Origin of the sequence: Pedobacter anseongensis, assembly GCF_037482965.1 — a bacterium.
GTDB classification, from domain to species: Bacteria; Bacteroidota; Bacteroidia; order Sphingobacteriales; family Sphingobacteriaceae; genus Pedobacter; species Pedobacter anseongensis.
Genome location: NZ_JBBHKB010000001.1, coordinates 1,020,351 through 1,042,561 on the forward strand (window position 1 = coordinate 1,020,351; position 22,211 = coordinate 1,042,561).

The 22,211-nt window shown below is 37.5% G+C and carries 20 protein-coding genes; 12 read left to right on the forward strand and 8 right to left on the reverse strand.

Translation table 11 applies throughout. The features are described from left to right. Window positions 1-3: 3 nt before the first annotated feature. The gene (locus WG904_RS04645) at window positions 4-624 is read right to left on the reverse strand and encodes a TetR/AcrR family transcriptional regulator (protein ID WP_339578123.1); all 621 of its coding nucleotides are present in this window, start codon (window positions 622-624) and stop codon (window positions 4-6) included. 143 nt (window positions 625-767) lie between these two features. Between WG904_RS04645 and WG904_RS04650 the strand changes: the two genes are divergently transcribed. From WG904_RS04650 to WG904_RS04660, 3 genes are all read left to right on the forward strand, one after another. Next, window positions 768-3,296, forward strand: a complete 2,529-nt coding sequence (locus tag WG904_RS04650; protein WP_339578124.1) for a bifunctional glycoside hydrolase family 9 protein/polysaccharide deacetylase — start codon at window positions 768-770, stop codon at window positions 3,294-3,296. A gap of 103 nt (window positions 3,297-3,399) precedes the next feature. Next, window positions 3,400-3,582, forward strand: a complete 183-nt coding sequence (locus WG904_RS04655) for a hypothetical protein (protein ID WP_339578125.1) — start codon at window positions 3,400-3,402, stop codon at window positions 3,580-3,582. Window positions 3,583-3,594: 12 nt separating this feature from the next. Then, complete coding sequence (locus tag WG904_RS04660) at window positions 3,595-4,164, forward strand: DUF2911 domain-containing protein (protein WP_339578126.1); 570 nt, start codon at window positions 3,595-3,597, stop codon at window positions 4,162-4,164. A gap of 65 nt (window positions 4,165-4,229) precedes the next feature. Here the strand turns inward: WG904_RS04660 and WG904_RS04665 are convergent, their stop codons facing one another. Further along, complete coding sequence (locus tag WG904_RS04665) at window positions 4,230-4,721, reverse strand: hypothetical protein (protein WP_339578127.1); 492 nt, start codon at window positions 4,719-4,721, stop codon at window positions 4,230-4,232. Then, the gene (locus tag WG904_RS04670; RefSeq protein ID WP_339578128.1) at window positions 4,718-5,299 is read right to left on the reverse strand and encodes an RNA polymerase sigma factor; all 582 of its coding nucleotides are present in this window, start codon (window positions 5,297-5,299) and stop codon (window positions 4,718-4,720) included. Before WG904_RS04670 ends, WG904_RS04665 begins: the two co-directional genes overlap by 4 nt. 275 nt (window positions 5,300-5,574) lie before the next feature. Between WG904_RS04670 and WG904_RS04675 the strand changes: the two genes are divergently transcribed. Further along, on the forward strand, window positions 5,575-5,934 hold the full coding sequence (locus tag WG904_RS04675; protein ID WP_339578129.1) for a DUF6249 domain-containing protein: 360 nt from the start codon (window positions 5,575-5,577) through the stop codon (window positions 5,932-5,934). 11 nt (window positions 5,935-5,945) lie between these two features. Here WG904_RS04675 and WG904_RS04680 read toward each other — a convergent pair whose 3' ends face one another. From WG904_RS04680 to WG904_RS04690, 3 genes are read right to left on the reverse strand one after another with little or no spacing between them, the layout of a single operon-like run. Next, on the reverse strand, window positions 5,946-6,377 hold the full coding sequence (locus tag WG904_RS04680) for a hotdog fold thioesterase (protein ID WP_339578130.1): 432 nt from the start codon (window positions 6,375-6,377) through the stop codon (window positions 5,946-5,948). Continuing rightward, window positions 6,374-6,877 (reverse strand): DinB family protein, encoded by a 504-nt coding sequence (locus tag WG904_RS04685; RefSeq protein WP_339578131.1) that lies wholly within the window; start codon window positions 6,875-6,877, stop codon window positions 6,374-6,376. Before WG904_RS04685 ends, WG904_RS04680 begins: the two co-directional genes overlap by 4 nt. Then, window positions 6,855-8,063, reverse strand: coding sequence for a sensor histidine kinase (locus tag WG904_RS04690; RefSeq protein WP_339578132.1), 1,209 nt, complete (start codon window positions 8,061-8,063; stop codon window positions 6,855-6,857). Before WG904_RS04690 ends, WG904_RS04685 begins: the two co-directional genes overlap by 23 nt. Before the next feature lie 291 nt (window positions 8,064-8,354). On the opposite strand from WG904_RS04690, the gene gltX reads away from it, so the two are divergent. The 8 genes from gltX (at window position 8,355) to WG904_RS04730 (ending at window position 17,806) form a co-directional block, all read left to right on the forward strand. Next, complete coding sequence (gltX, locus tag WG904_RS04695) at window positions 8,355-9,866, forward strand: glutamate--tRNA ligase (protein ID WP_339578133.1); 1,512 nt, start codon at window positions 8,355-8,357, stop codon at window positions 9,864-9,866. A 133-nt stretch (window positions 9,867-9,999) separates the two neighbouring features. Further along, the gene (gene ypfJ / locus WG904_RS04700; RefSeq protein WP_339578134.1) at window positions 10,000-10,836 is read left to right on the forward strand and encodes a KPN_02809 family neutral zinc metallopeptidase; all 837 of its coding nucleotides are present in this window, start codon (window positions 10,000-10,002) and stop codon (window positions 10,834-10,836) included. 94 nt (window positions 10,837-10,930) lie between these two features. Then, window positions 10,931-12,052 (forward strand): ATP-binding response regulator, encoded by a 1,122-nt coding sequence (locus WG904_RS04705; RefSeq protein ID WP_339578135.1) that lies wholly within the window; start codon window positions 10,931-10,933, stop codon window positions 12,050-12,052. A gap of 14 nt (window positions 12,053-12,066) precedes the next feature. Further along, a complete protein-coding gene (locus WG904_RS04710) occupies window positions 12,067-15,657 on the forward strand; it encodes a response regulator (RefSeq protein ID WP_339578136.1) in 3,591 nt (1,196 codons plus the stop codon). A gap of 17 nt (window positions 15,658-15,674) precedes the next feature. Further along, window positions 15,675-16,049 carry a response regulator gene (locus WG904_RS04715; protein WP_339578137.1) on the forward strand — a complete coding sequence of 125 codons (375 nt, stop codon included), beginning with the start codon at window positions 15,675-15,677 and terminating at the stop codon, window positions 16,047-16,049. Further along, on the forward strand, window positions 16,049-16,882 hold the full coding sequence (locus tag WG904_RS04720; RefSeq protein ID WP_339578138.1) for a CheR family methyltransferase: 834 nt from the start codon (window positions 16,049-16,051) through the stop codon (window positions 16,880-16,882). Before WG904_RS04715 ends, WG904_RS04720 begins: the two co-directional genes overlap by 1 nt. Then, entirely contained in the window at window positions 16,869-17,432 is a 564-nt protein-coding gene (locus WG904_RS04725) for a chemotaxis protein CheB (RefSeq protein ID WP_339578139.1), read from the forward strand. Before WG904_RS04720 ends, WG904_RS04725 begins: the two co-directional genes overlap by 14 nt. A 14-nt stretch (window positions 17,433-17,446) precedes the next feature. Next, a complete protein-coding gene (locus WG904_RS04730; protein WP_339578140.1) occupies window positions 17,447-17,806 on the forward strand; it encodes a response regulator in 360 nt (119 codons plus the stop codon). A 97-nt stretch (window positions 17,807-17,903) separates the two neighbouring features. Here WG904_RS04730 and WG904_RS04735 read toward each other — a convergent pair whose 3' ends face one another. Both WG904_RS04735 and WG904_RS04740 read right to left on the reverse strand, forming a co-directional pair. After that, window positions 17,904-20,348: a TonB-dependent receptor domain-containing protein gene (locus WG904_RS04735; protein ID WP_339578141.1), complete on the reverse strand. Its 2,445-nt coding sequence runs from the start codon at window positions 20,346-20,348 to the stop codon at window positions 17,904-17,906. A gap of 188 nt (window positions 20,349-20,536) precedes the next feature. After that, window positions 20,537-22,210 carry a DUF8614 domain-containing protein gene (locus tag WG904_RS04740; RefSeq protein WP_339578142.1) on the reverse strand — a complete coding sequence of 558 codons (1,674 nt, stop codon included), beginning with the start codon at window positions 22,208-22,210 and terminating at the stop codon, window positions 20,537-20,539. Between the last annotated feature and the right edge of the window lies 1 nt (window position 22,211).

Here is a 22,211-nt window from a genome sequence, read left to right on the forward strand (position 1 = left end):
TGATCATTTTTGGGGTGTTAAATGCGTAATAATAAGATCTTGTAAATGGGCTACCAATCTTTTTCTAAGTGGCTCGGCTTGTTCAGGATCGTTTAAGTCTAAATCTTGAATATCGGTTACTTTGTTGGGAGATGTTGCAATAAGTGTAATGGTTGCCATGATACTTGCGATGCTCATTCTTACATCTACTTGCCTAAATGTACCTTCGGCTATACCGCCCTCTATGATGTCTTCGATTACCTGTCGGTTACATGCCATGGCATCTTTAATTTGAGAAAACATCTCTGGGCGTTGCGTTAAAGAAAGTTCTCTGTGCATCATTTTATGAAAACTGATGTTCGAAAAAATACGAGTAGCATATTGATCTACTACCTTTAATAATTTTTCTTTTGCTGGGATTTGCTCTTCATTAATTAAGCTTAATTGCGATTTAAATCCTGAAATACGACTCTCCATGATCTCCAAAAACACACCGTCTTTACTTCCAAAATAGTAATTAATCATGGCCATATTGGCACCCGATTCTTTTGCAATCTGACGGGTCGATGTGCCTTCGAAACCAAATTCTGAAAACAACGTCTCCGCTGCAAGCAAAATATCTTTTCGTTTATCTGTTTTTTCCATCGATTACCTCGGTTTATTTGATGCTATGCAGTTAAAAAATTTAACGCCACAAAATTAATCAATCGATTGATTAATTTTGTATTAATATTTGTAATTTACAATTTGATGATAATCCATATCTTTATAGAATTGCATATTAACCTATGAAAAACTTATTTATTCTTATAGTGATGATTTTTACGTTATCATCATTTATACCTAAACGCAATCCCGATGCGAGCACCAGTTGGATAAGGATAAATCTATTAGGTTACCAGCCCTCTTCGAGCAAAGTGGCCATTTGGGCGAGTAAGTTAACTACAACTCCACAAAAGTTCGAATTAATTAATAAAGAAACTGGAAAAGTGGTTTTCTCCTCTACTTCAATCCAATCTTTTGGCAATTATGGCCCATTCAAGACTACCGCAAGGCTTAATTTTACCTCCTTTAAAACTCCTGGTAAATATGTTATTCGTGTAAATAATATTTTTTCGCCCGATGTGCTCATTGGCGAAGATGTTTATCGCAACACGGCCGATTTTGCATTACGCTATATGCGACAACAGCGAAGTGGATTTAATCCCTATTTAAAAGATAGCTGCCACACGCACGACGGCTATGTGTTATATGGCGAAAAAGCAGGAATTAAAGATAGCACCCATTATAACGCCTCTGGCGGATGGCACGATGCGAGCGATTATTTACAATATGCCACCACATCGGCGAATGCCACTTACCACCTCTTAATGGCGTATCGCGATTTCCCGAAGGCATTTAAAGATGAAAAGCAAGCGAATGGCTTAGATGGAGGTAATGGGGTAGCAGATGTATTGGATGAGGCGAAGTGGGGATTAGATTGGCTCTTAAAAATGCATCCAACCAACAAGATTATGTTTAATCAATTGGCCGACGACCGCGACCACATTTCGATGCGTATACCCAAAGAAGATAGTCAATACGGAAAAGGGTTTGAGCGCCCCTTATATTTCATAAACGGAGAACCGCAGCAGCGTGGTAAGTTTATGAACAATACTACCGGCACAAGTTCTACCGCAGCAAAATTTACGAGTGCATTTAGTTTGGGTGCTGCTTTATTTAGTGCTCGAAACCCTAATTATGCCGCATTATTAACAAAAAAAGCCGAAAGTGCCTTAAAGTTTGCCAATAAAAAGCGAGGAGTAACACAAACAGTCTCGGTAAAATCGCCCTATATCTATGCCGAAGATAACTGGGTTGATGATATGGAACTAGCGTATGCCAGTATTAAAAAAAATGGAAAATCATCACCAAAAAATCTTGATTCGGCTTTAGCCTTTTCGAAAAGAGAAAAAATTACTCCATGGTTAATTTCTGATACCGCGAAGCACTATCAGTGGTACCCATTCATCAATCTTGGGCATTACGAATTGGCTAAACAAAGTAGTGCTGAAACAAAAGCCGAGCTCATTGCAAACTATAAAGAAGGAATAAATTATGTTTGGGAACGCGCAAAGCAAAATGCATTTTACCGTGGCGTACCCTTTATTTGGTGCAGCAATAATTTAACGGTTTCATTTACCATGCAATGTTACTGGTATAAACAATTAACAAGCGATGCTTCTTTTACAGAGCTAGAACAGGCTAATTTCGATTGGCTTTTTGGCTGCAATCCGTGGGGAACGAGTATGGTGTATGGCTTGCCCGATTCGCAAGACACGCCAGTTGATCCGCATTCGGCCTTTACCCACCTAAAAGAATATCCAATTGATGGGGGATTGGTTGATGGTCCGGTATATACCAATATTTATAAAAGTTTGATTGGCATCCAACTCGCTGAGGCGGATGAATATGAAGATTTTCAGAGCGATTTAGCGGTGTATCACGATGATTATGGCGATTATAGCACAAACGAGCCCACGATGGACGGGACCGCTTCATTGGTGTATTTATTGGCAGCTTTCGATGATCAGAAAATGCCGTCATCGGATGACGGCGGGCGTGATCCGATAACGACGAAAATGCAAGGCGCCATCATCCGTGGCAATACGAATGAAAAAAAAGTAGCCTTGGTTTTTACCGGCGATGAATTTGCCGATGGCGGAAAAGCGATTGCTTCCACGTTGAAAAAGAGTAACACGAAAGCGTCATTTTTTTTTACTGGAAAATTTTATCGAAATCCAGCGTTTTCTTCGGTAATTAAATCGTTAAAGGCAGATGGAAATTATTTGGGTGCACACTCCGATCAACATTTATTATATAACGATTGGACGAAAAGAGATAGCTTATTGGTAAGCAAAACACAATTTACTGCCGATTTAAAAGCAAACTATAAGGCGATGGAAAAATTCGGCATCAAAAAAGAAGATGCTCGATTTTTTTTGCCCCCTTACGAATGGTACAATCAAAGCATCGCTAATTGGAGTGGAGAAATGGGTCTAAATCTAATTAATTTTACACCCGGAACCCGATCAAATGCCGATTATACTTTTCCAGAAATGGGAAAATCTTATCGAAGTACTGATGAAATTTATCAATCGATTATCGATTATTCAAAAAGCAAATCAGATGGCTTAAATGGTTTTATACTTTTAATGCATATTGGCACCGACCCGAAAAGAAGGGATAAGTTCTATAATAGACTTCCAGAACTTATTGACTATCTAAAAAAAGAGGGTTATCAATTGGTAAAAGTTGATGAACTGTTAAGCTTTTAAGTTTTCTTAATGCCTTAAGGGTTCAAATATAAGTTAAGGATCGAAAAGCACAAATCCTTAACATTTTAAAATAAAAATTTTAACTTTGGTAAAATTTTAAAAAATGAGTACAGAAGAAACAAAAAATAGCTTTGAGTGGGTTTGGTATGTAATTGGTTTATTAACAGGAATTTTAGCCGTTGCCGCAGTAACCTTACATATTGGTTATCTCTTTTTAGGAGGCATCATCGGCTTAATTATGGCGGGTATATTTTTAAATAACATTGTAAAAGGTCGAGAATACTAAATTCATTATATTATGAGGAAGTTAATTTTGGCTATTGCCTTAGCCTTATTTGGTTTTGTGGCAAATGCTCAAACTACAGCTGTAAAGTTTCCAGCTATAGATGCTAGTCCGCTAGACGTAGCGTATTACCCTGCAAATGCTGCAAAAGTTAAGAAAGATGATGAATCAATGCCAATTATTAAAGTATTATACTCCCGCCCGGCAAAAAAAGGAAGAGAAGTATTTGGCGTACTCGAGCAATTCGATAAAGTTTGGCGTTTAGGTGCAAACGAAAGTACTGAAGTATATTTCGACAGAGCAGTAACCATTGGTGATAAAAAATTAAAAGCAGGAAAGTATAGCTTATTTGCTATTCCAAGTAAAGATAAGTGGACCATCATTGTAAATAAACAAACCGATAGATGGGGTGCTTTTACGTACAACGAAACTAAAGATGTTGTTCGTGTTGCCGTACCTGTAACGAAATTAGAAAAAGCAATCGAATCGTTTTCGATTGTATTTATCGACGCACCAGAAGGCGCAAATATGGTAATGGCTTGGGACACTACTCAGGTAATGTTGCCAATTGGGTTTAAGAAATAAAAGAGAACAGGTTACTGGGTTTCTACTCGTGCCGCGTTCGAAATAACGATATATTTTGTAGGGAGTTATACTCCCTTTTTTTGTGCATTTATATTTCTTTTTCTTAATAAACTATCTAGGTATAATAAGCCTAAGGCTACATCAATCAATAAGAAAATTTGAATGGTGGTAGCGTTAATGTATTTGCCAGCATCAAAATTCATTGTTGGCATTTTGAAATCAAAGCTAGCGGTGCTAGTTGCAATTGCATAAATAAATATACCAAGGATAGAAAACGCGAAAAATGCCCCAATACTATATATTATTCGATTGTCTATTTTCGTTTTTAAGGCAACGGGTTTCAATTCGAGATTTACCTTCTCCATCACATTTCTGGTAAAAGACATCGATGGTTCTTCCAAATCGATTTTAGTTAACTCTTCGTTTACCTTCAGCAATTCCTGATAAAGTGTATGGTATTGAATATTGATCGCTATTTTAGTTTCAATTTCAATTTTTTCCTCAGCGGTGCAATTACCGTCGATATAGCTCCAAAGTTGTTCTTCTATCGTAATCATATCAATTCCTTTACTTCGTCCTTTAACAAATATTGTAATTTTTCTTTTAATCGATGCCTAGCCCTATGCAATTTTACCTTAATTGTATTTGATTCCATGCCTAAAGCTTCACCAATTTCTTCTAAACTTTGTTCGCCTTTATAAAATAAGGTAATAATTGCTGCATCATCAGGTAAAAGCATATCGATGGCTTGATTTAAATAAGCGTAACTAGATTTTTTTTCTACAACATTACCAGCATCAAAATCGCTTCCGTTATTGGCAATTTGCATTACATGCTCATCATCATCAATAGATGAAGTATCTAATCGCTTCTTTCGCAAGAATGTCATTGCCGTAGTATAGGTAATGGTATAAAGCCAAGTAGAAAATTTAGAAGTTTGTTTAAACGTGCCCAATGCTCTATAGGCCTTAACAAAAACATCTTGCGCAATCTCTTCGGCATCTTCTCTATTTTTAGCAAAACGCAGCGCTAACGTAAAAACAAAACGCTGATGATGCTTCACCAACACTTCATATGCTGCCGTTTGCCCGGCTAGCACAGCTGTAATTAACGCTAAATCTGTTTCTTTTTGCATGAGATATGAGTAAGACGACGTCTATGAGTTTTAGGTTACAGCTATAATATAAATATACTAATAGTCTACAAACAATCGTCATCTCGAGAGAAAGACCAAAGAACAAGTTACGCTATATTCGATTAGACGAAGTTTTCGGAAAAGCAGGTCGGGTTATGCTCAATTCACAAACATTTTTATCCCCGCCTGTAACCTAATTTTTTTTCTTGTTGTCATAGTATTCAGAACACGGTTCATCAACGAAAAAAAATAATTAACATTTAAAAAATAAAATCATGGAAGGAATATTAGTACCCATCACATTTTTCATCTGCACATTTGCAATGATATTCGGAATAAGATATTTTAACAACAAAGAGAAAATGGCAATGATCGAGCGCGGAATAGATCCAGGCGTTCGTAAATCTACACCACAACCTTTTTTAAGTTTAAAATTTGGCTTATTATTGGTTGGTTTAGGCATCGGTTTGCTCGTTGCGTTGTTTACGGTAAGGGGTGTATTTGGAGACTCGATGACCAATGCTGAAGAAGGTCAGTCTGTTGCCATTTACTTTGGTTGCCTTGGTGTATTCGGCGGCTTAGGCTTAATCGTTTCTTATGTCATCGAGAAGAAATGGCTTGATCAGCAAGGATAAATCAATTTTACCTAAGCCCCTTGTGGCTTAGGTAAAATTGCTACAGTTAACCTACTCACACAATTTAATTTCCCCTTTTCGGTGTACACCTTAATTTCCCAAACCTGGGTTTTTGCGCCGATATGCAGGGGTTTACAAATGCCTTTCACAAAGCCACTACTTACCGGACGAATGTGATTGGCATTTACCTCTAGTCCAACCGCCATATATTTATCAGGGTCGATACACATATAAGAAGCAATGCTTCCTAAGGTTTCGGCCAGTACTACAGATGCACCTCCATGCAAAATTCCAGCAGGCTGATGTGTACGTTCATCAACCGGCATCGTTGCGCTCACAAAATCATCACCGATTTCGGTAAACTCGATACCTAACAAAGCACCTATATGATTTTTAGGCCGATCGTTAAGCATTTCTGGTGTAAACGATTTAAACCAAATCATAAATAGCGCTCTTTAATTATTTTGGCATGATGAATAACATGTCCAGCTAACACATACACCATCGCGCGCACGCTTATTTCCTTATCATTTGCCTTTCCTATTCTATTTAATTCATCCTCATTAAAAGAATGGATCAAATACATATGTGATTTACGCATTAACGAAAACTCTTCAGCCATGCTAAATAAATCTCTATCCTTGAAATGCGCATTTGCTACATAATCGTCTTCTTCAAAACCGGGTAAACTTGCTTTTTCCCCTCTGGCAAAACAGGTTAAGCGATACACCAATATGCGCTCCGTATCGATCATGTGTCCTACCAGTTCCTTAATGGTCCACTTCCCGGGTGCATAGGCATAATCGCCCTTCTCGATTAAATTCTTTATAAAACTTGGGAAATCAGTGGCTTGCTTTTCTAAAATAGTTAAAACGTCACCTTCTACATGACTAATGTAGGTGAGTGCCCATTGTGGGTATTCATGTGTTTGTGGTTGGTTCATACGTTATGCTGCTTTTTAAAATTATCCTAAAAGTGGTTCCTTTACCCAGTTCCGAATCTTTAACAAAGATTTTTCCGCTGTGATAGTTTTCTATGATCCGCTTGGTGAGCGATAAACCAAGTCCCCAACCCCGTTTTCGGGTAGTGTAACCTGGTTGAAAAACAGTATCAAACTTAGAGCTAGGAATACCTCTTCCGGTATCGCTAACGTCAATAAAAACCTCTTCTTTGGTTAAATGTTCTATAATATTAATGGTAATGGTACCTTCGTTGTCGATTGCATTGGCTGCATTTTTTAACAGGTTTTCGATTACCCAATCGAAAAGAGGAATGCTTAACATGGCACGTACCTGATTATCGCCTTTAATTACAAAGGTAATTTTATCGGATGTTCGGACTTTGAAATAGTTGACAAAATTCTGTACTACAGCGTACACGATATGATCTTCGAGCATGGGTTTAGAGCCTATTTTCGAAAAACGATCGGTAATAATCTCCAATCGGTGGATGTCATTTTGCATTTCGGCAATCAGCGGGTCTTCTTCTGCATCGAAGCGAGATTTTATAAGTTCTACCCAAGCCATTAAGGAGGATATGGGAGTACCTAACTGGTGTGCAGTTTCTTTGGCCATCCCCACCCAAACCTGATCTTGCTCAGCTCTTCTTGCCTGACTAAAAGCTACATAAGCTGCCATAATAAACAAGGCAATAACACCCAATTGGATATAGGGGAAAAATCGAAGCTGTGTTAAAATGAATGAATCTTTATAATAAACAGACAATTTTTCATCGCCATAATTTATTTGCACAGGTTTGTGCTGCGCTTTCATTTTATTTAACTGACGTACATAATATAGCGAATCGTACACCTTACTCTTGTCGGTAGGGTAATTAGTTTTAGTCGTATCTAGTCCATCATAAGCCCAAATAGATCCATCCTGTTTAGTAATAATTACATCTATTTTCGTATTCTTCCTCATGGTCTGAAAAACTTCGTCAAGCTCGTCAGTAGTAGAAAAGCGCAAACGTAGATCCAGTACTTTGGTATGTAATTGAAACTGCGCTGCCTCTTCCCTTTCCATTTTCTTTACAAAAAAATCGGTATAAGCCACTGATGCCCCTCCTATTACTATGGCAAAAATGAGCAAGAAGAATTTCCAGCGACGTTTTTTCTGATATGTATTCATACGATAGAGGCAAATTACGAAATAAGTAGGAGAAAGCAAGGGCGATTAGTTGGGCGTTGGGGGCGGGAGTTGTGAGCTTGGTCGGTTAAAAAACCAAAGCAAGCTTTGCGCACTATGTATAAAATTCTTTTACTCCATGGTTATTTAACACGGAGTGCACAAAGTGATTTTCACCGAAAACACAGTGCAAACTTCTTTCTCTGTGTATATTCCGTTTGTGTAATCCATAAATCTGTGTCATCAACCGCAACGCGAAACAAATTATATATCTTTGCGCCTAGTATTACACATATGGAACAAAAAGTTAGAGTTAGATTTGCGCCTAGTCCAACAGGCGGCTTACATTTAGGCGGCGTTAGAACGGCCTTATTTAATTATTTATTTGCGAAACAGCATGGCGGAACATTCGTTTTGCGTGTAGAAGATACCGATCAGAATCGCTTTGTACCAGGAGCCGAAGAATATATTGTAGCGTGTTTAAACTGGTGCGGCATAATGCCTGATGAAAGTCCACAACACCCAGGTGCATTTGGCCCTTATCGTCAAAGCGAAAGAAAAGCAAGTTATAAGCAATATGCCGAACAATTAATTGCCGGTGGATACGCTTATTATGCATTTGATACTGCTGAAGAATTGGATGCAAAACGCAAGGAATTTCCTAATTTTTTATACGGACAAGCCACACGCATGCAAATGCGAAATTCATTAACCTTAACGCAAAAAGAGGTGGCCGATTTGCTGGCTTCAAATACTCCTCATGTAGTTCGTATACTCATTCCTGAAAATGAAACGGTGGTATTTACCGATTTGATTCGAGGCGAGGTGAGTTTTGACACAAACCTTGTAGATGACAAAGTTCTATTAAAGGCCGACGAAATGCCGACTTACCATTTAGCTGTGGTAGTTGATGATAAAGCGATGGAAATTACCCACGCTTTTAGGGGCGAAGAATGGCTACCTTCTGCGCCCATTCATATCTTATTGTGGAAATATTTAGGCTGGGCAGATGTGATGCCACAATGGGCACATTTACCGCTTATTCTAAAACCCGACGGGCATGGGAAATTGAGTAAACGCGATGGCGATCGTTTAGGATTTCCGGTTTATGCGCAAAATTGGACCGATCCAAAAACTGGCGAAACCACTCAAGGCTTTAAAGAATTAGGCTTTATGCCCCAGGCTTTTGTGAACCTATTAGCCATGTTAGGATGGAATGATGGAACCGATAAAGAAATATTTTCATTAACTGAGCTGGTCGAACTGTTTTCGATTGCCCGCATTAGCAAAGCTGGAGCAAAGTTCGATTTCGAGAAAGCAAAATGGTATAATCAAGAGTGGATTAAACGATCTGAAGTCGGAAGTCTGAAGTCGGAAGTCCGAAATCAATTTTCCCAAGCTGGAATTGAGGTTAAAGACGATGAATTTCTAGCGAAAGTAATCGAACTGGTAAAAGATCGTTGCATCTTATTGGGCGATTTTGTATCGCAAGGAGCTTATCTTTTCAATGCTCCCTTAGCGTATGATGAAGCTGCAGTGAAGCCAAAATGGACGACAGAAAAAGCTGCATTTTTTGAAGAGTTTGCAAAAGGCTTAAATGCCGATTTAAGGGCGGCCCAAATGGAAGAGCAGTTTAAAGCTTTAGCAGATGAAAAAGGATTCAAACCTGGCGAATTAATGCTTCCATTTAGAATAATGCTAGTGGGCGGAAAATTTGGTCCAGGTGTTTTCGAGATTGCGGAATTACTTGGAGCTGAAGAAACGCAACAGCGGATTAAAGATGCAGTTAAAGTTTTTAACTCTTAAGTATTACCGCTCAAGCTAGCATCGTCGTCCCTTCATTCGCCATCTCGAAAGGAGAGAGCTATTGATACACCAAGAGTTTCCGTCAAAAAAACTAAATTGCCATATAAATTGTTCATCAACAAAAAATAACATTATGCAGTGGTTCGGAAAAGGAAGTGAAAATATAGAAGACAGACGAGGTATGGGTGGTGGCGGACTGAAAATTGGCGGTGGTATTGGCGTAATCGTCGTAATTTTAGGTTTATTTTTCGGGCAGGATTTAACTGGTCTAATGAGCGCATTACCTACAGAAAGCTTACAAGGCGAGGGTAAGCGTGGTATTCCAACCGATCCAGAGGGTAAATTTGTTTCAGGTATTTTAGAATCTACAGACTCGGTTTGGAAAGCCCAATTTACGGCCTTAGGCTTGGAGTACGAAAGACCAACAATTACCATTTTTGAAGAGTCTGTTCCATCGGCATGCGGTAATGCAAGCGCAGCGGTTGGCCCATTTTATTGTCCGGGCGACCATAAAGTATATATTGATCTATCTTTTTACGAGGAGTTAAAAAATCGATTTAACGCTGCAGGAGATTTTGCTCAAGCCTATGTTATTGCGCATGAAGTTGGGCATCATGTACAGAATTTACTCGGATTAAGTGAAAAGATGGAAAAAGCTAGAAGAACGTTAAGCGAAACAGATTACAATCGCCTTTCTGTAAACTTAGAACTTCAAGCCGATTTTTATGCGGGACTTTGGGCCAATAAAGCACAGAATTTAGACCTATTTAAATTAGACCCAGGGGATATAGACGAGGCCTTAAACGCCGCAAATGCCATTGGAGATGATAAATTGCAAAAACAAACGCAAGGAGAAGTTACGCCCGATTCTTTTACCCATGGTACATCTGCACAGCGAATGTATTGGTTTAAAAAAGGTTTCGACACTGGAGATTTTAAAGAAGGGGATACATTTAATTCAAATCGTTGAAAAATAATTAAAACAAAATAATCATATTAATTGTTATCCCTTCTTATAGGCATAAATTATAAAAATTTCTCATATGCTTTAATTATTTTTGAGAATGATCCTTATTGTAGACGATACCCCCGAGAACTTAATTTCACTAAAAAAGGTTCTCGAAAAAAATAATTTTGATGTGGACACAGCCTCTTCGGGCGAAGAAGCATTAAAGAAAGTACTAAAAAACAATTATGTTTTAATTATCCTCGATGTGCAGATGCCAGGCATGGATGGGTTTGAAGTTGCAGAAGCGATTTCGGGCTACAGCAAGGCAAAAGAAACAGCCATCATCTTTCTATCGGCAGCCAATACAGAACTTAAATTTATTGCAAAAGGGTATTCTTCGGGTGGTTTAGATTATATCACCAAACCGGTTGATATGAACATTCTTTTGTTAAAAGTGAAGACTTTCTATCACATTTACGAACAAAGCCGAAAGCTAAAAGAAATGCAAGAAACGCTTTTAGCCGAAATCGAATTCAGAAAAGAAGCCGAACGCAAAAAAGACGAATTTATAAGTATTGCCAGTCACGAACTAAAAACGCCTTTAACCAGCGTTAAAGGCTATGTCCAGCTACTCGAAAGAAGTATTGCAAAAGGTGATACCGAAACCGTAAAAAAACATTTAGCCAAGGCACAAATCCAATTAGACAAACTAAATAGCCTTATTGCAGATTTATTAGATATTTCGAAGATAGAGAGTGGCAAATTGAAGTTCAATAAGCAAAATTTTTCGATCGACATGTTGTTAGATAATGTAATCGAAATTATGCATCAATCTAATGCTGGCTTTAAAATTATCAAAAAAGGCCATGCAGGTTGTGAAATTTTTGCCGACGAAATGCGCATAGAACAAGTTATCGTTAATTTTTTAACCAATGCCATAAAATATTCGCCGGGTACCGAAGAAATAATAATTACGGTAAATGTAAATGACGAAAAACTATATGTAGCCGTGAAAGATCAAGGAATTGGCATGTCGGCCGAGCAATTAGCGCACGTGTTCGATAAATTTTACCGGGTTGAAGAAACTTCTCAGCGTTTTCAGGGATTAGGAATTGGCCTCTATATTTCTTCTGAAATTATTAAACGACACGGCGGAGATATCGGCGTAAATAGCACATATGGCAAAGGATCTGAATTCTATTTCATCATGCCAATTAACTTACAAACAGAAAACTAAATTAAACTATCTCAATGAAATTATCATTAAAATCTAACCTCCGTCTTGGTCTTGGGTTATCATTGATCTTATTAATCCTTAGTTCGCTTGCTTCTTATATAAGCATAAGAAATTTAATTAACAATACCGACTTGGTGGCGCACAGCAATGAGGTAATGAATAGTTTAGACAATACCATATCGAACTTAAAAGATGCCGAAACTGGGCAACGCGGGTATCTTCTAACAGGAAATAAAGTGTTTTTGGAGCCTTATTATGGCTCAAAAGATAGGATTAATGCGTTATACCTCAACATAAAAAAAGAAACGAACGACAACCCCTATCAGCAACGAAAAATTGATACCTTAAAAGAGATTCTCGACACTCGATTAAATATTATCGAGAAAACGATTAAGGTAAAGGAAAATGGCGCAACAGTTTCTGAAGGTTATCTCATTGATGGAAAAATCTATATGGATAAGGTAAGGCGAATCATTATCGATATGCAAACCGAAGAGAAAAGATTACTTGCAGAGCGTACTGCAGATATGAACGTGTTCTCTAGGTATACCCCTATCCTAATCATTATCGCAGCAATTCTGTCATTATTGATTACGATTTTCTTCTATAGAAAGGTGTCGATGGATTTTAACACGCGTGTTGCCCTTCAGCAAAAATTAGAAGAATTAAATGCAGAAACAGCAAAACGCATCCAGTTAATTGAAAACATCGCTCGTCAAATAGCAAGTGGTAATTACAATGCGAGATTAGATGATGCCACCAAAGACAGCTTAGGAAGCTTAGCCAATTCGTTAAATAACATGGCCGAGTCGCTCCAATACTCTTTCGGTTTATTAGAAGATAAAGAGTGGCTACAAACGGGTGTTGCCAAGTTAAATGACACCATGGTTGGCGAAAAAGACCTTAACGTTTTGGCAAACGACATGCTCAGCATGATAGTGGCGCATACGAAGAGCCATGTAGCAGCCTTATATGTGCTTGGTGAAGATAGATATCTGCATTTAACTGGTCACTATGCGTTAAATAAAAATCGAAACGATTCGGCAATTGCCATAGGTGAGGGCATAATCGGTCAGTGTCTCGAATCAAGAGAACTAATTTTACTCGAGAATTTACCTAACACCAATCTTACCATTACCTATGCTACTGGAGAAACCAAACCGAATACCATCCTTGTTGTTCCGATTTTACGGGATGGCTTAATGGTTGGTGTAATCGAATTAGGAACATTAACCAGTTACCCCCCTCGAAAACTAGACTTCATGAAAAGTGTTTCGAACAACATCGGTGTTGCTATTCATGTGGCCCAAAATCGTAAAAAATTACAAGAATTTTTAGAAGAAACCCAAGCCCAGGCCGAAGAACTACAGGCACAACATAGTGAACTCGAGGGGCTAAATGCTGAACTTGAGGCGCAAACACAAAAAATTCAAGCCTCAGAAGAAGAACTTCGCGTACAGCAAGAAGAATTATTACAAAGCAATCAAGAACTTGAGGAACGAAGCGCTTTGCTCGAAGAAAAAAATCAAACTATCCAAGAACGAAATGTAGAAATTCAACAAAAAGCCGAACAACTAGAACTTAGCACAAAATATAAATCTGAGTTCTTAGCTAATATGTCTCACGAACTACGCACGCCTTTAAACTCTATTTTATTGCTCTCTAAATTAATGGCCGATAATGAAGAGTTGGATAAGGAATATACTGAATATGCAGAGGTAATTCAAAGTTCTGGACAAGGCCTTCTTAGCTTAATTGATGAGATTTTAGACCTTTCGAAAATCGAATCAGGCAAAATGAAGTTGGAAGTTGAAGAAGTAAGTGTAAATGAAGTGATTACCGATTTACGTTCGCTCTTTAATCCAATTGCGAGAGACAAGAACCTGCAATTAGAAGTTACGGTTGATCAAGATTTACCAGAATACATCGAAACTGATAAGATGCGCTTAGAGCAAATACTAAAGAATTTGCTATCTAATGCCTTTAAGTTTACCACAAATGGAAAAGTGAGTCTGAGTTTAACTCCAGACCTTACCTACAAAACCATTATTTTTAAAGTAAAAGATACGGGCATTGGTATCGCACCAGATAAGCTCGATTTAGTATTCCAGGCCTTTCAACAGGCAGATGGATCTACACGCCGCAAATTTGGAGGTACGGGATTGGGTTTATCCATTAGTAAAGAACTATCGAAATTATTAGGTGGTGATATTAAACTAGAAAGTACGGTAGATGTAGGTAGTGAATTCACCTTAACTATCCCTATAAACTTTGCCGATAATGCTGCTTATTTAGAAGAACAGCAAAGCCAATATGAATTGGCAGAACAAAATCGGTTAGCCGAACGCGTAAAAGTTATTTCAGAGCGACTTACCGTAGATCATATTCCGAATGATATCGACGATGATCGTGATAACATTACCTCAGACGATCAAGTAATCTTAATTATTGAAGACGACACCCCTTTTGCAAAAACGCTCTTAGATTTTACGCATAAACGGGGTTACAAAGGTATTGTTGCCGTACGTGGCGATACAGGGATAGAAATGGCAAACGCCTTTAATCCACTCGCCATTTTATTAGATATACAATTACCAATAAAAGATGGGTGGCAGGTAATGGAAGAGTTAAAGTCCAACCCGCAAACTAGGCCTATTCCAGTTCATATCATGTCATCATTAGCGGTAAAAAAAGAAAGCCTGCTAAAAGGAGCCGTAGATTTCATTAACAAGCCCGTTGCATTAGAGCACATGAAGCAAATTTTCGAGAAACTAGAAGATGCCTTAAGTCGCTCCCCGAAAAAAGTGCTTATTGTTGAAGAAAACGAGCAACACGCCAAAGCCTTAAGCTATTTCTTAAGCAACTCTAATATTCAAACCTTGGTGGTGAGGAATGTACACGAAAGCATTGAAGCTTTAAAACGCAAAGAAGTAGATTGTGTAATTCTAGATATGGGCGTACCTGATAAAGGAGCATATGAAACCTTAGAAACCATTAAAAAGAGCGATGGTTTAGAAAACCTGCCTATCATTGTTTTTACAGGTAAAAACTTATCAAAAGGAGAAGAAAGCAGGATAAAACAATATGCAGATTCGATTGTGGTAAAAACCGCACATTCTTACCAACGAATTTTAGACGAAGCGGGACTATTCTTGCATTTGATAGAAGAAAAAAGCAAAAAAGACCATTCGGTCTCTGAGCAATTAGGCGGATTGCATCAAGTATTAAAAGATAAGACCGTATTAATTGCAGATGATGATGTGCGCAATATATTTTCGTTAACAAAAGCTTTAGAACAACATAATATGAAGGTTTTATCTGCAACAGATGGAAAAGAAGCCTTACGGGTGTTAAGCGAAAACCCAAAAGTTGATGTGGTGTTAATGGATATGATGATGCCCGAAATGGATGGTTACGAAACTACCCGAACCATTCGAGAAATGAATGCTTACAAACGACTACCAATTTTAGCCGTTACTGCAAAAGCAATGATGGGCGATCGAGAAAAATGTATCGCTGCAGGGGCATCAGATTATATTTCCAAACCTGTAGATGTAGATCAATTAATTTCGTTGCTACGCGTGTGGTTATACGATAAAGTTTAAAAATTGTTTTAAAATTTATGGACGTTAAAACAAAGAAAATATTAATTATAGACGACGATAGCAGAAACATATTTGCCTTAACAGCCGTTTTGAAAGCAAAAAAATACACCTGTTTATCGGCCACAAGTGCTAAAAAAGGATTTAGCCTTATTGAAAATGATGAGGATATTGCATTGGTACTTATGGATATGATGATGCCCGATATGGACGGTTATCAGGCCATGTCTAAAATGAGAGAAATACCGAAAATGAAAGATATTCCTGTAATTGCGGTTACCGCACAGGCCATGGTGGGCGACAAAGAACGTTGCCTAGAAGCAGGTGCAGCAGGCTATGTTTCCAAACCAATAAATATAGATGAGTTAGTAAACCATATTAATAAATATATCTAGTGCCAAATCAAACCGCCATTAGCGACGACCAAGTAGAACTTTTGCTAGCAGATGTTCTAGAACATTATGGATACGATTTTACAGGTTACTCCAGAGCTTCGCTAAAAAGAAGGCTTTTAAGATTATTCGCGTTAGATAAACAGGTAAGCTTTGCCGAATTTCGCTACAAAATTACAAATGACAACAGTTATTTCAAGCGCTTAGTAGAGCAGATAACGGTTAACGTTACGGAAATGTTCCGCGATCCTGGATTTTATAAAACCTTAAGGAATACTGTTCTTCCTCAATTTGGCACCTACCCTTTTATTCGCATTTGGCTAGCCGGATGCTCTACTGGAGAGGAGGCCTACTCAATGGCAATAATGTTAAAAGAGCTTAATCTCTTATCAAAATCGTTAATTTATGCTACAGACATTAACCCTACTGTATTAGAAAAAGCGGGACAAGCCATGTTTCCGCTTAGCCAAATGAAACAATATTCAGAAAATTATATTGCTTCTGGCGGGAAAAGAGATTTCTCATCCTATTACAGTGCAAACTATTCTTTAGCTAAATTTAATGAGGAATTAAAGGGTAAAATTATATTTTCGACACATAATTTAGTTTCAGATCATTCTTTTAACGAATTTCAGTTAATTTTATGTAGAAATGTATTGATCTATTTTGATAGAGGATTACAATACAATGTGCTACAGCTTTTCGACAATAGCTTAGAGAAATTGGGATATTTAGCCTTAGGAACCAAAGAAACAATCGATTTTTCGCCTATTGCAAAAAACTATAAACGACTAGATAGCGAGAAGATTTGGAGGAAACAAAATGAAAGGATGTAAAGCTTTAGTTATTGGCGGCTCTGCCGGAAGCTTGGAGGTATTGTTAAGAATACTTCCTGATTTACGTACGGACTTAAGTTTTCCAATAATTATTGTAGTGCACCGAAAACAAGGAACCGATTTTCTCCTTTCCGACCTATTATCATCAAAAACTTCCCTAAAAGTTAAAGAAGTAGAAGAAAAAGAACAAATCAGACCTAAAACCATTTACATTGCACCTTCAGATTATCACTTATTATTAGAAAAAGATTTTTCTTTCTCTTTAGATTACTCTGAAAAGGTTAATTATAGCCGGCCATCTATCGATGTTACGTTTCAGTCGGCCGCCGAAGTATACACCAATAAATTAGCTTGCATATTGCTTTCTGGGTCAAATGCTGATGGTGTAAATGGATTAAAAGCAGTTAAAAACTACGATGGCCTAGCCATTGCTCAAGATCCAAATACGGCCTCGGTAAGCTATATGCCCGAACAGGCTATTCTAAAAGTTAGCATAGACCATGTATTAAAACCAGAAAACATGGCACATTATATTAATTCATTAATTTAATTACGCTCCATACGATGAACAAAAAAGTATTTATTTTTGATGATAATAGCGATATTTTAGAATTATGCACCCTAATTCTTGAAGATGCAGGTTACGAAACTAAAACTTCGGCCACATCTAATGATATCGTTACCCAAGTAAGTGCATACATGCCCGATTTAATTTTCATGGATAATTGGTTGCCTGATGTTGGAGGTGTTGAGGCGACACAAGAACTTAAAAATCATCCTGAATTAAAACACATACCTGTAATTTACTTTTCGGCAAATAACGATGTTAAGGCCCTTGCCGAACAAGCAGGCGCCGATAACTATTTAGCGAAACCTTTCGATATTCACGATTTTGAAGAGATTGTGAAATTGAGTTTGGGTTAATGTTACTTTTTAACCATTAAGAGATTAAGAAAATTAAGCCATAATAACCTTAACTTCTTAATGGTTTTAATTTAAGCCAACCGCAAGAAAAGCAATCTCAATTCTTAATCCTTCCTTGTTCGTCCTCAGTTCCGGTAGAACGGCGGCGGGCGGGCTTAATCTCATTTTTTCCAAACCGATAAGTAAAGCTAACCCTTCCCATTTGCGTATCGTTTTTCTGATAGAGATCATATTTTAATCCTGGATATGCGCTGGTTATATTTTGTTCGATAGTGTTAAATACATCGCTCATGGCCAGCTTTAAACTCGCTTTGTTGTTCAACAACGATTTACTTATTCCCATATCCATAAAATAACGACTGCCAATACTTAAGGTTCCATAATCTAATGGAGATTCGTAATTTCCGCTCAACTCTGCCGTAAATCCTTTAACTATAGTGAAACTATTTTGCATCTTAAACTGCATCGATGTTTTGCCTGTTTTTAAAGACTGACCACCTAAATTTGGTGTTTCAAAACTGAGGTAAAACACATTAAGATTGTTGTTCATCTCCCACCATTTGGCAAGTTTGATAGGTACGTTAAGGTTAGCGCCATAAGAAATATTAGTAGCTAAATTTGCATTGGTTTGGTAAAGTGCCTTTTGTTTTTCATCGGGCAATAGTACTTGCGTAATCACATCATTAACGTGACTGTAATTTATAGACAGTAAATATTTTTGCATCAGCGTGTACGAAACTTCAAAATTATGAGTGTATTGTGGTTTTAAAAAGGGATTTCCCTTGTTATACGTGTACTGATCCAAATAATATACAAAAGGGTTTAAAGCATCATAACTCGGTCTATCAATCCTCCTGCTATATGAAAAACCCAATTGATTGTTCTTCGATAAGGTTTGTTGCACAAAAAATGTAGGGAAAAAATCTAAATAACTTCTTTTTACGATATCGTTTGTGGTGATTAAGTTGCCTGTAGAATTAGTTTGTTCTACCCTTAATCCTACCTGAACACTGGTATTCTTAAACTGCTTATTTATATTTGTATAGGCCGCATTTACATTCTCATCGTAAATAAACTGATTACTTCTTCTCACATCGTTTTTCCAAACTGAATTTATGAATTCTTCGGCTTGTAAATCGTTATCCGTTTTAACCCAACTACTTTTTAAACCTGCTTCGAGTTTTATAGTTTTGCTAAGCGAAACGTTGTAGTCTACTTTTATTGCTTTTATATCTATTTGGGTTGGGGTCGAATTTCTGATGAGATTTAAGGGTCTAATTCGAGTACCATTGGCAAACAAATAGTCGTTTTCATAATTGGCAATTTCTTTACCATTGTAGCGCGAATAATCTAAATCGGCCGAAATTTCAGCGCCAGTACTATCTAAAATTGATTTAAAATTGAGGTTATACGAAAGGTTTTTAAAATTGTCTTTTTGGTTAGAATTTGCCATTAACGATGAATCTACTTGGTTAAATGATCTTCCAATCAACGTATTATTTGTGGTAAATTCATTTCCAGTGTTTAAATACCCATTGGCTAAAAATCCGATGGTGTTTTTACTATCGATAAAGTAATCTATACCCGCTTTAAAATTGTTGTTCTCACGTTTTCTTGTGGTTTCACCGATTTGCATAAAATACGTATTAGGTGTACCATTCGCTATACGATCAATATCCAGTAGAGAACTGTTTCGGTAATTTCCGTAATTATAATTACCAAATACATTTAGTTTAGCGGTGCGGTGATTGAGGTTGATACCCGTATTTCCTCTAAAGTTTTTGCTTTGCGAAGCAGAAGCCGTTAAACTGCCATTGGTACCGCCATTCTTATTCTTTTTTGTTTTAATATTGATGATGCCAGAGTTTCCCGAAGCATCGTATTTAGAAGACGGATTTGTTATTAATTCGATGCTCTCGATCTGTTCGCTTTGCATGCTCCGCAATAAATTGGCTACATCGGCACTGCTCATATAGGTTTGCTTGCCATCGATTAAGATCAGCACACCTTGTTTGCCTTGCATCGAAATTCTATCGTTCTGGTCTACCGTAACACCTGGAGCCTTTTGTAGCACTTCTAATGCAGTAGAGCCAATTAAAACGCTACTGTTCTCTACATTCATCACTAACTTATCGGTCTTGCGTTCGATTAATGGTTTTACAGCGGTAATACTAACTGTTTTTAATGTTTTTCCTTCAGCGCGGATGTTGATGGTAGCTAAATCTATTATTAATTTATCATCGCTTAAAGTAAACATTTTGCCTCTATGAGTAGCAAAACCCATCATGTTTACCTTAACGAAATAACTTCCTGTTTTAACGGTTATGAATTGAAATTTTCCATCAGGGTTGCTTAATGTTGTTTTAACCAATGATGAATCGGTGGTTTTAAAAAGACCAATTGTAGCATATTCAACGGGTTTTTGAATCTCGTCTAAAACCGTTCCGTTGATTATTCCCTGAATTGTTTTTTCTTGCGCTTTTGAGGTCTTGATTGATAAGATAATTAGGATGGTAAGTGCTAAAAAGTAATGTTTCTTCATGTGTTTGTGTTGGTTCAGGTTAAAAATTAGGACATAAAAACGTCAAGGTGCTTGCACACCAATGGCTTACATTCCAAAAATTTTTAGTTTAGCTCAAAAGGTCCGAAATCCCTTTTATTTTAGTTATGAGATATAGACGATGAGATGAACCTAAAGGTTACAAGAAATTTTTACTTTTTTTAATCTGGCTACTTAACCCCCAAAACATCAACGCCTTGGTCGAAAATAACATCAACCGGTATGCCCTTTTTGCTCAATCGATCTAAATCGCCCTGCAGTTCGGCGCCAATTATTCCATTTTCCTTCTGCGCTTTTTCTACCGCAGCTTTATCGCCATTGCCTTGTAAAGTGATAATGAAATTACTCAGTTCGTTCATTGCCACAGCAAACTTATCGAAATCGACACGATATGCACCGTTCGCTGTTCTAGCAAATGCACCTTTTTCTTTAAAGAAATTAAAGCATTGCATATTTGCTTTTCCATGGGCTTCAGAGGCACCAAACCTTACCGACCGTAAAATACCTGCCATGTAGGTGGTATAGAATTCCTTGATATCACCGGTTAGTTCTCCTTTTTTGAGCAACCCGGTAACCATATATAGCCCTAAAACATCGGCCTTGCCCTCTTCTAACCACGAATATTGCTCTTTTAAGGCATTTCGAACTGTTCCCTTGCCTTTAATGGTGTTTTTTATACCTAGGCCATGTGCAACCTCATGAAACATAACGTTTGCAAAAAAAGCATCAAACTTGATGTATTTCTGTTGATCTTTATCGATAAGTTCGTTGGCAATAGGCACCAAGATTTTATCAAATTTAGCCTTCATGGCGTTTTTTAGTTGCGAGCGACGAGTGCCTTTCTTTTGTTGAATTTCTTCATCATTTGGCAAGTTTACGGCAATGGTTTTAGAGCCCGCATTACAATCGCCTGCATAATACACAACATCGTAAGCATTTAATTCTGAATCGGTTCCTGGAACTTCCCTTTTATAAGCCGCAGCAACTGGAAGGCCTTTTTGCAAGGCAGGAAGCATAGAAACATATTTAGCTAATCGCCTGCTCCACACTTTATCTTTTACTAAAACATACGACTCGAAAGCAGCACGAGCGTTAAACAATTTGTCTTCGTAATTCTCTATCGGACCAATTATAATGTCCAATCCATTCGTTTTCATATCCAGCCATGCATAGTCACTGGCCTTATAATCGTCGGTTACCAGGGCTTCGGCTCTTAAATTCAAGTATTTCTTAAAACTTGTATCTTCTGTTAACAAAGCCGCTTCTTTTAGTAGATTGCTGGCTCTTTGAAGTTCTGAAGCATAAATTACATGATAAGGAACAGAGATCAATTTATCACTTTCGGTACGAATAACAGAGTATAAACCAAATTTATCTTTTACATCAGATTGTTCCAAATCAGCTTTGGTCATGCCCGCAGGATAAAATGTACCCGTTTCTGTTTTTGGACCAATACCTGCAACAAAAGGTTTGTCGCCATTTAATCGATCCCATGGACCGTAATTTATGCGAACGAATTCTTTGGTACTTTCGTCTTTGATGGTGTTTAACAAACTATCGCGTTGCGGATAAGCTTGTTTCCAAAATAGTTCGTCCATTATCGCTGCTGCTTGAATTAATAGTGGCAAAACTTTACGCTCGCTCGGGGTTAGCTGATTTAAATTGGTAGATAATTTAACCTTTTCGTAAATCTTAATTCTACTATCTACATAATCTTGCAAAGTATCATTTACTTTTTTAGTTGCTTTTTTTGCGGTTGTTTTATCGGTATTGTTGCAGCTAAAAAGCGCTATAGTGAACGATAAGCCAATAAATAGTATGCTGTTTTTCCTTAAGTTCGTCATT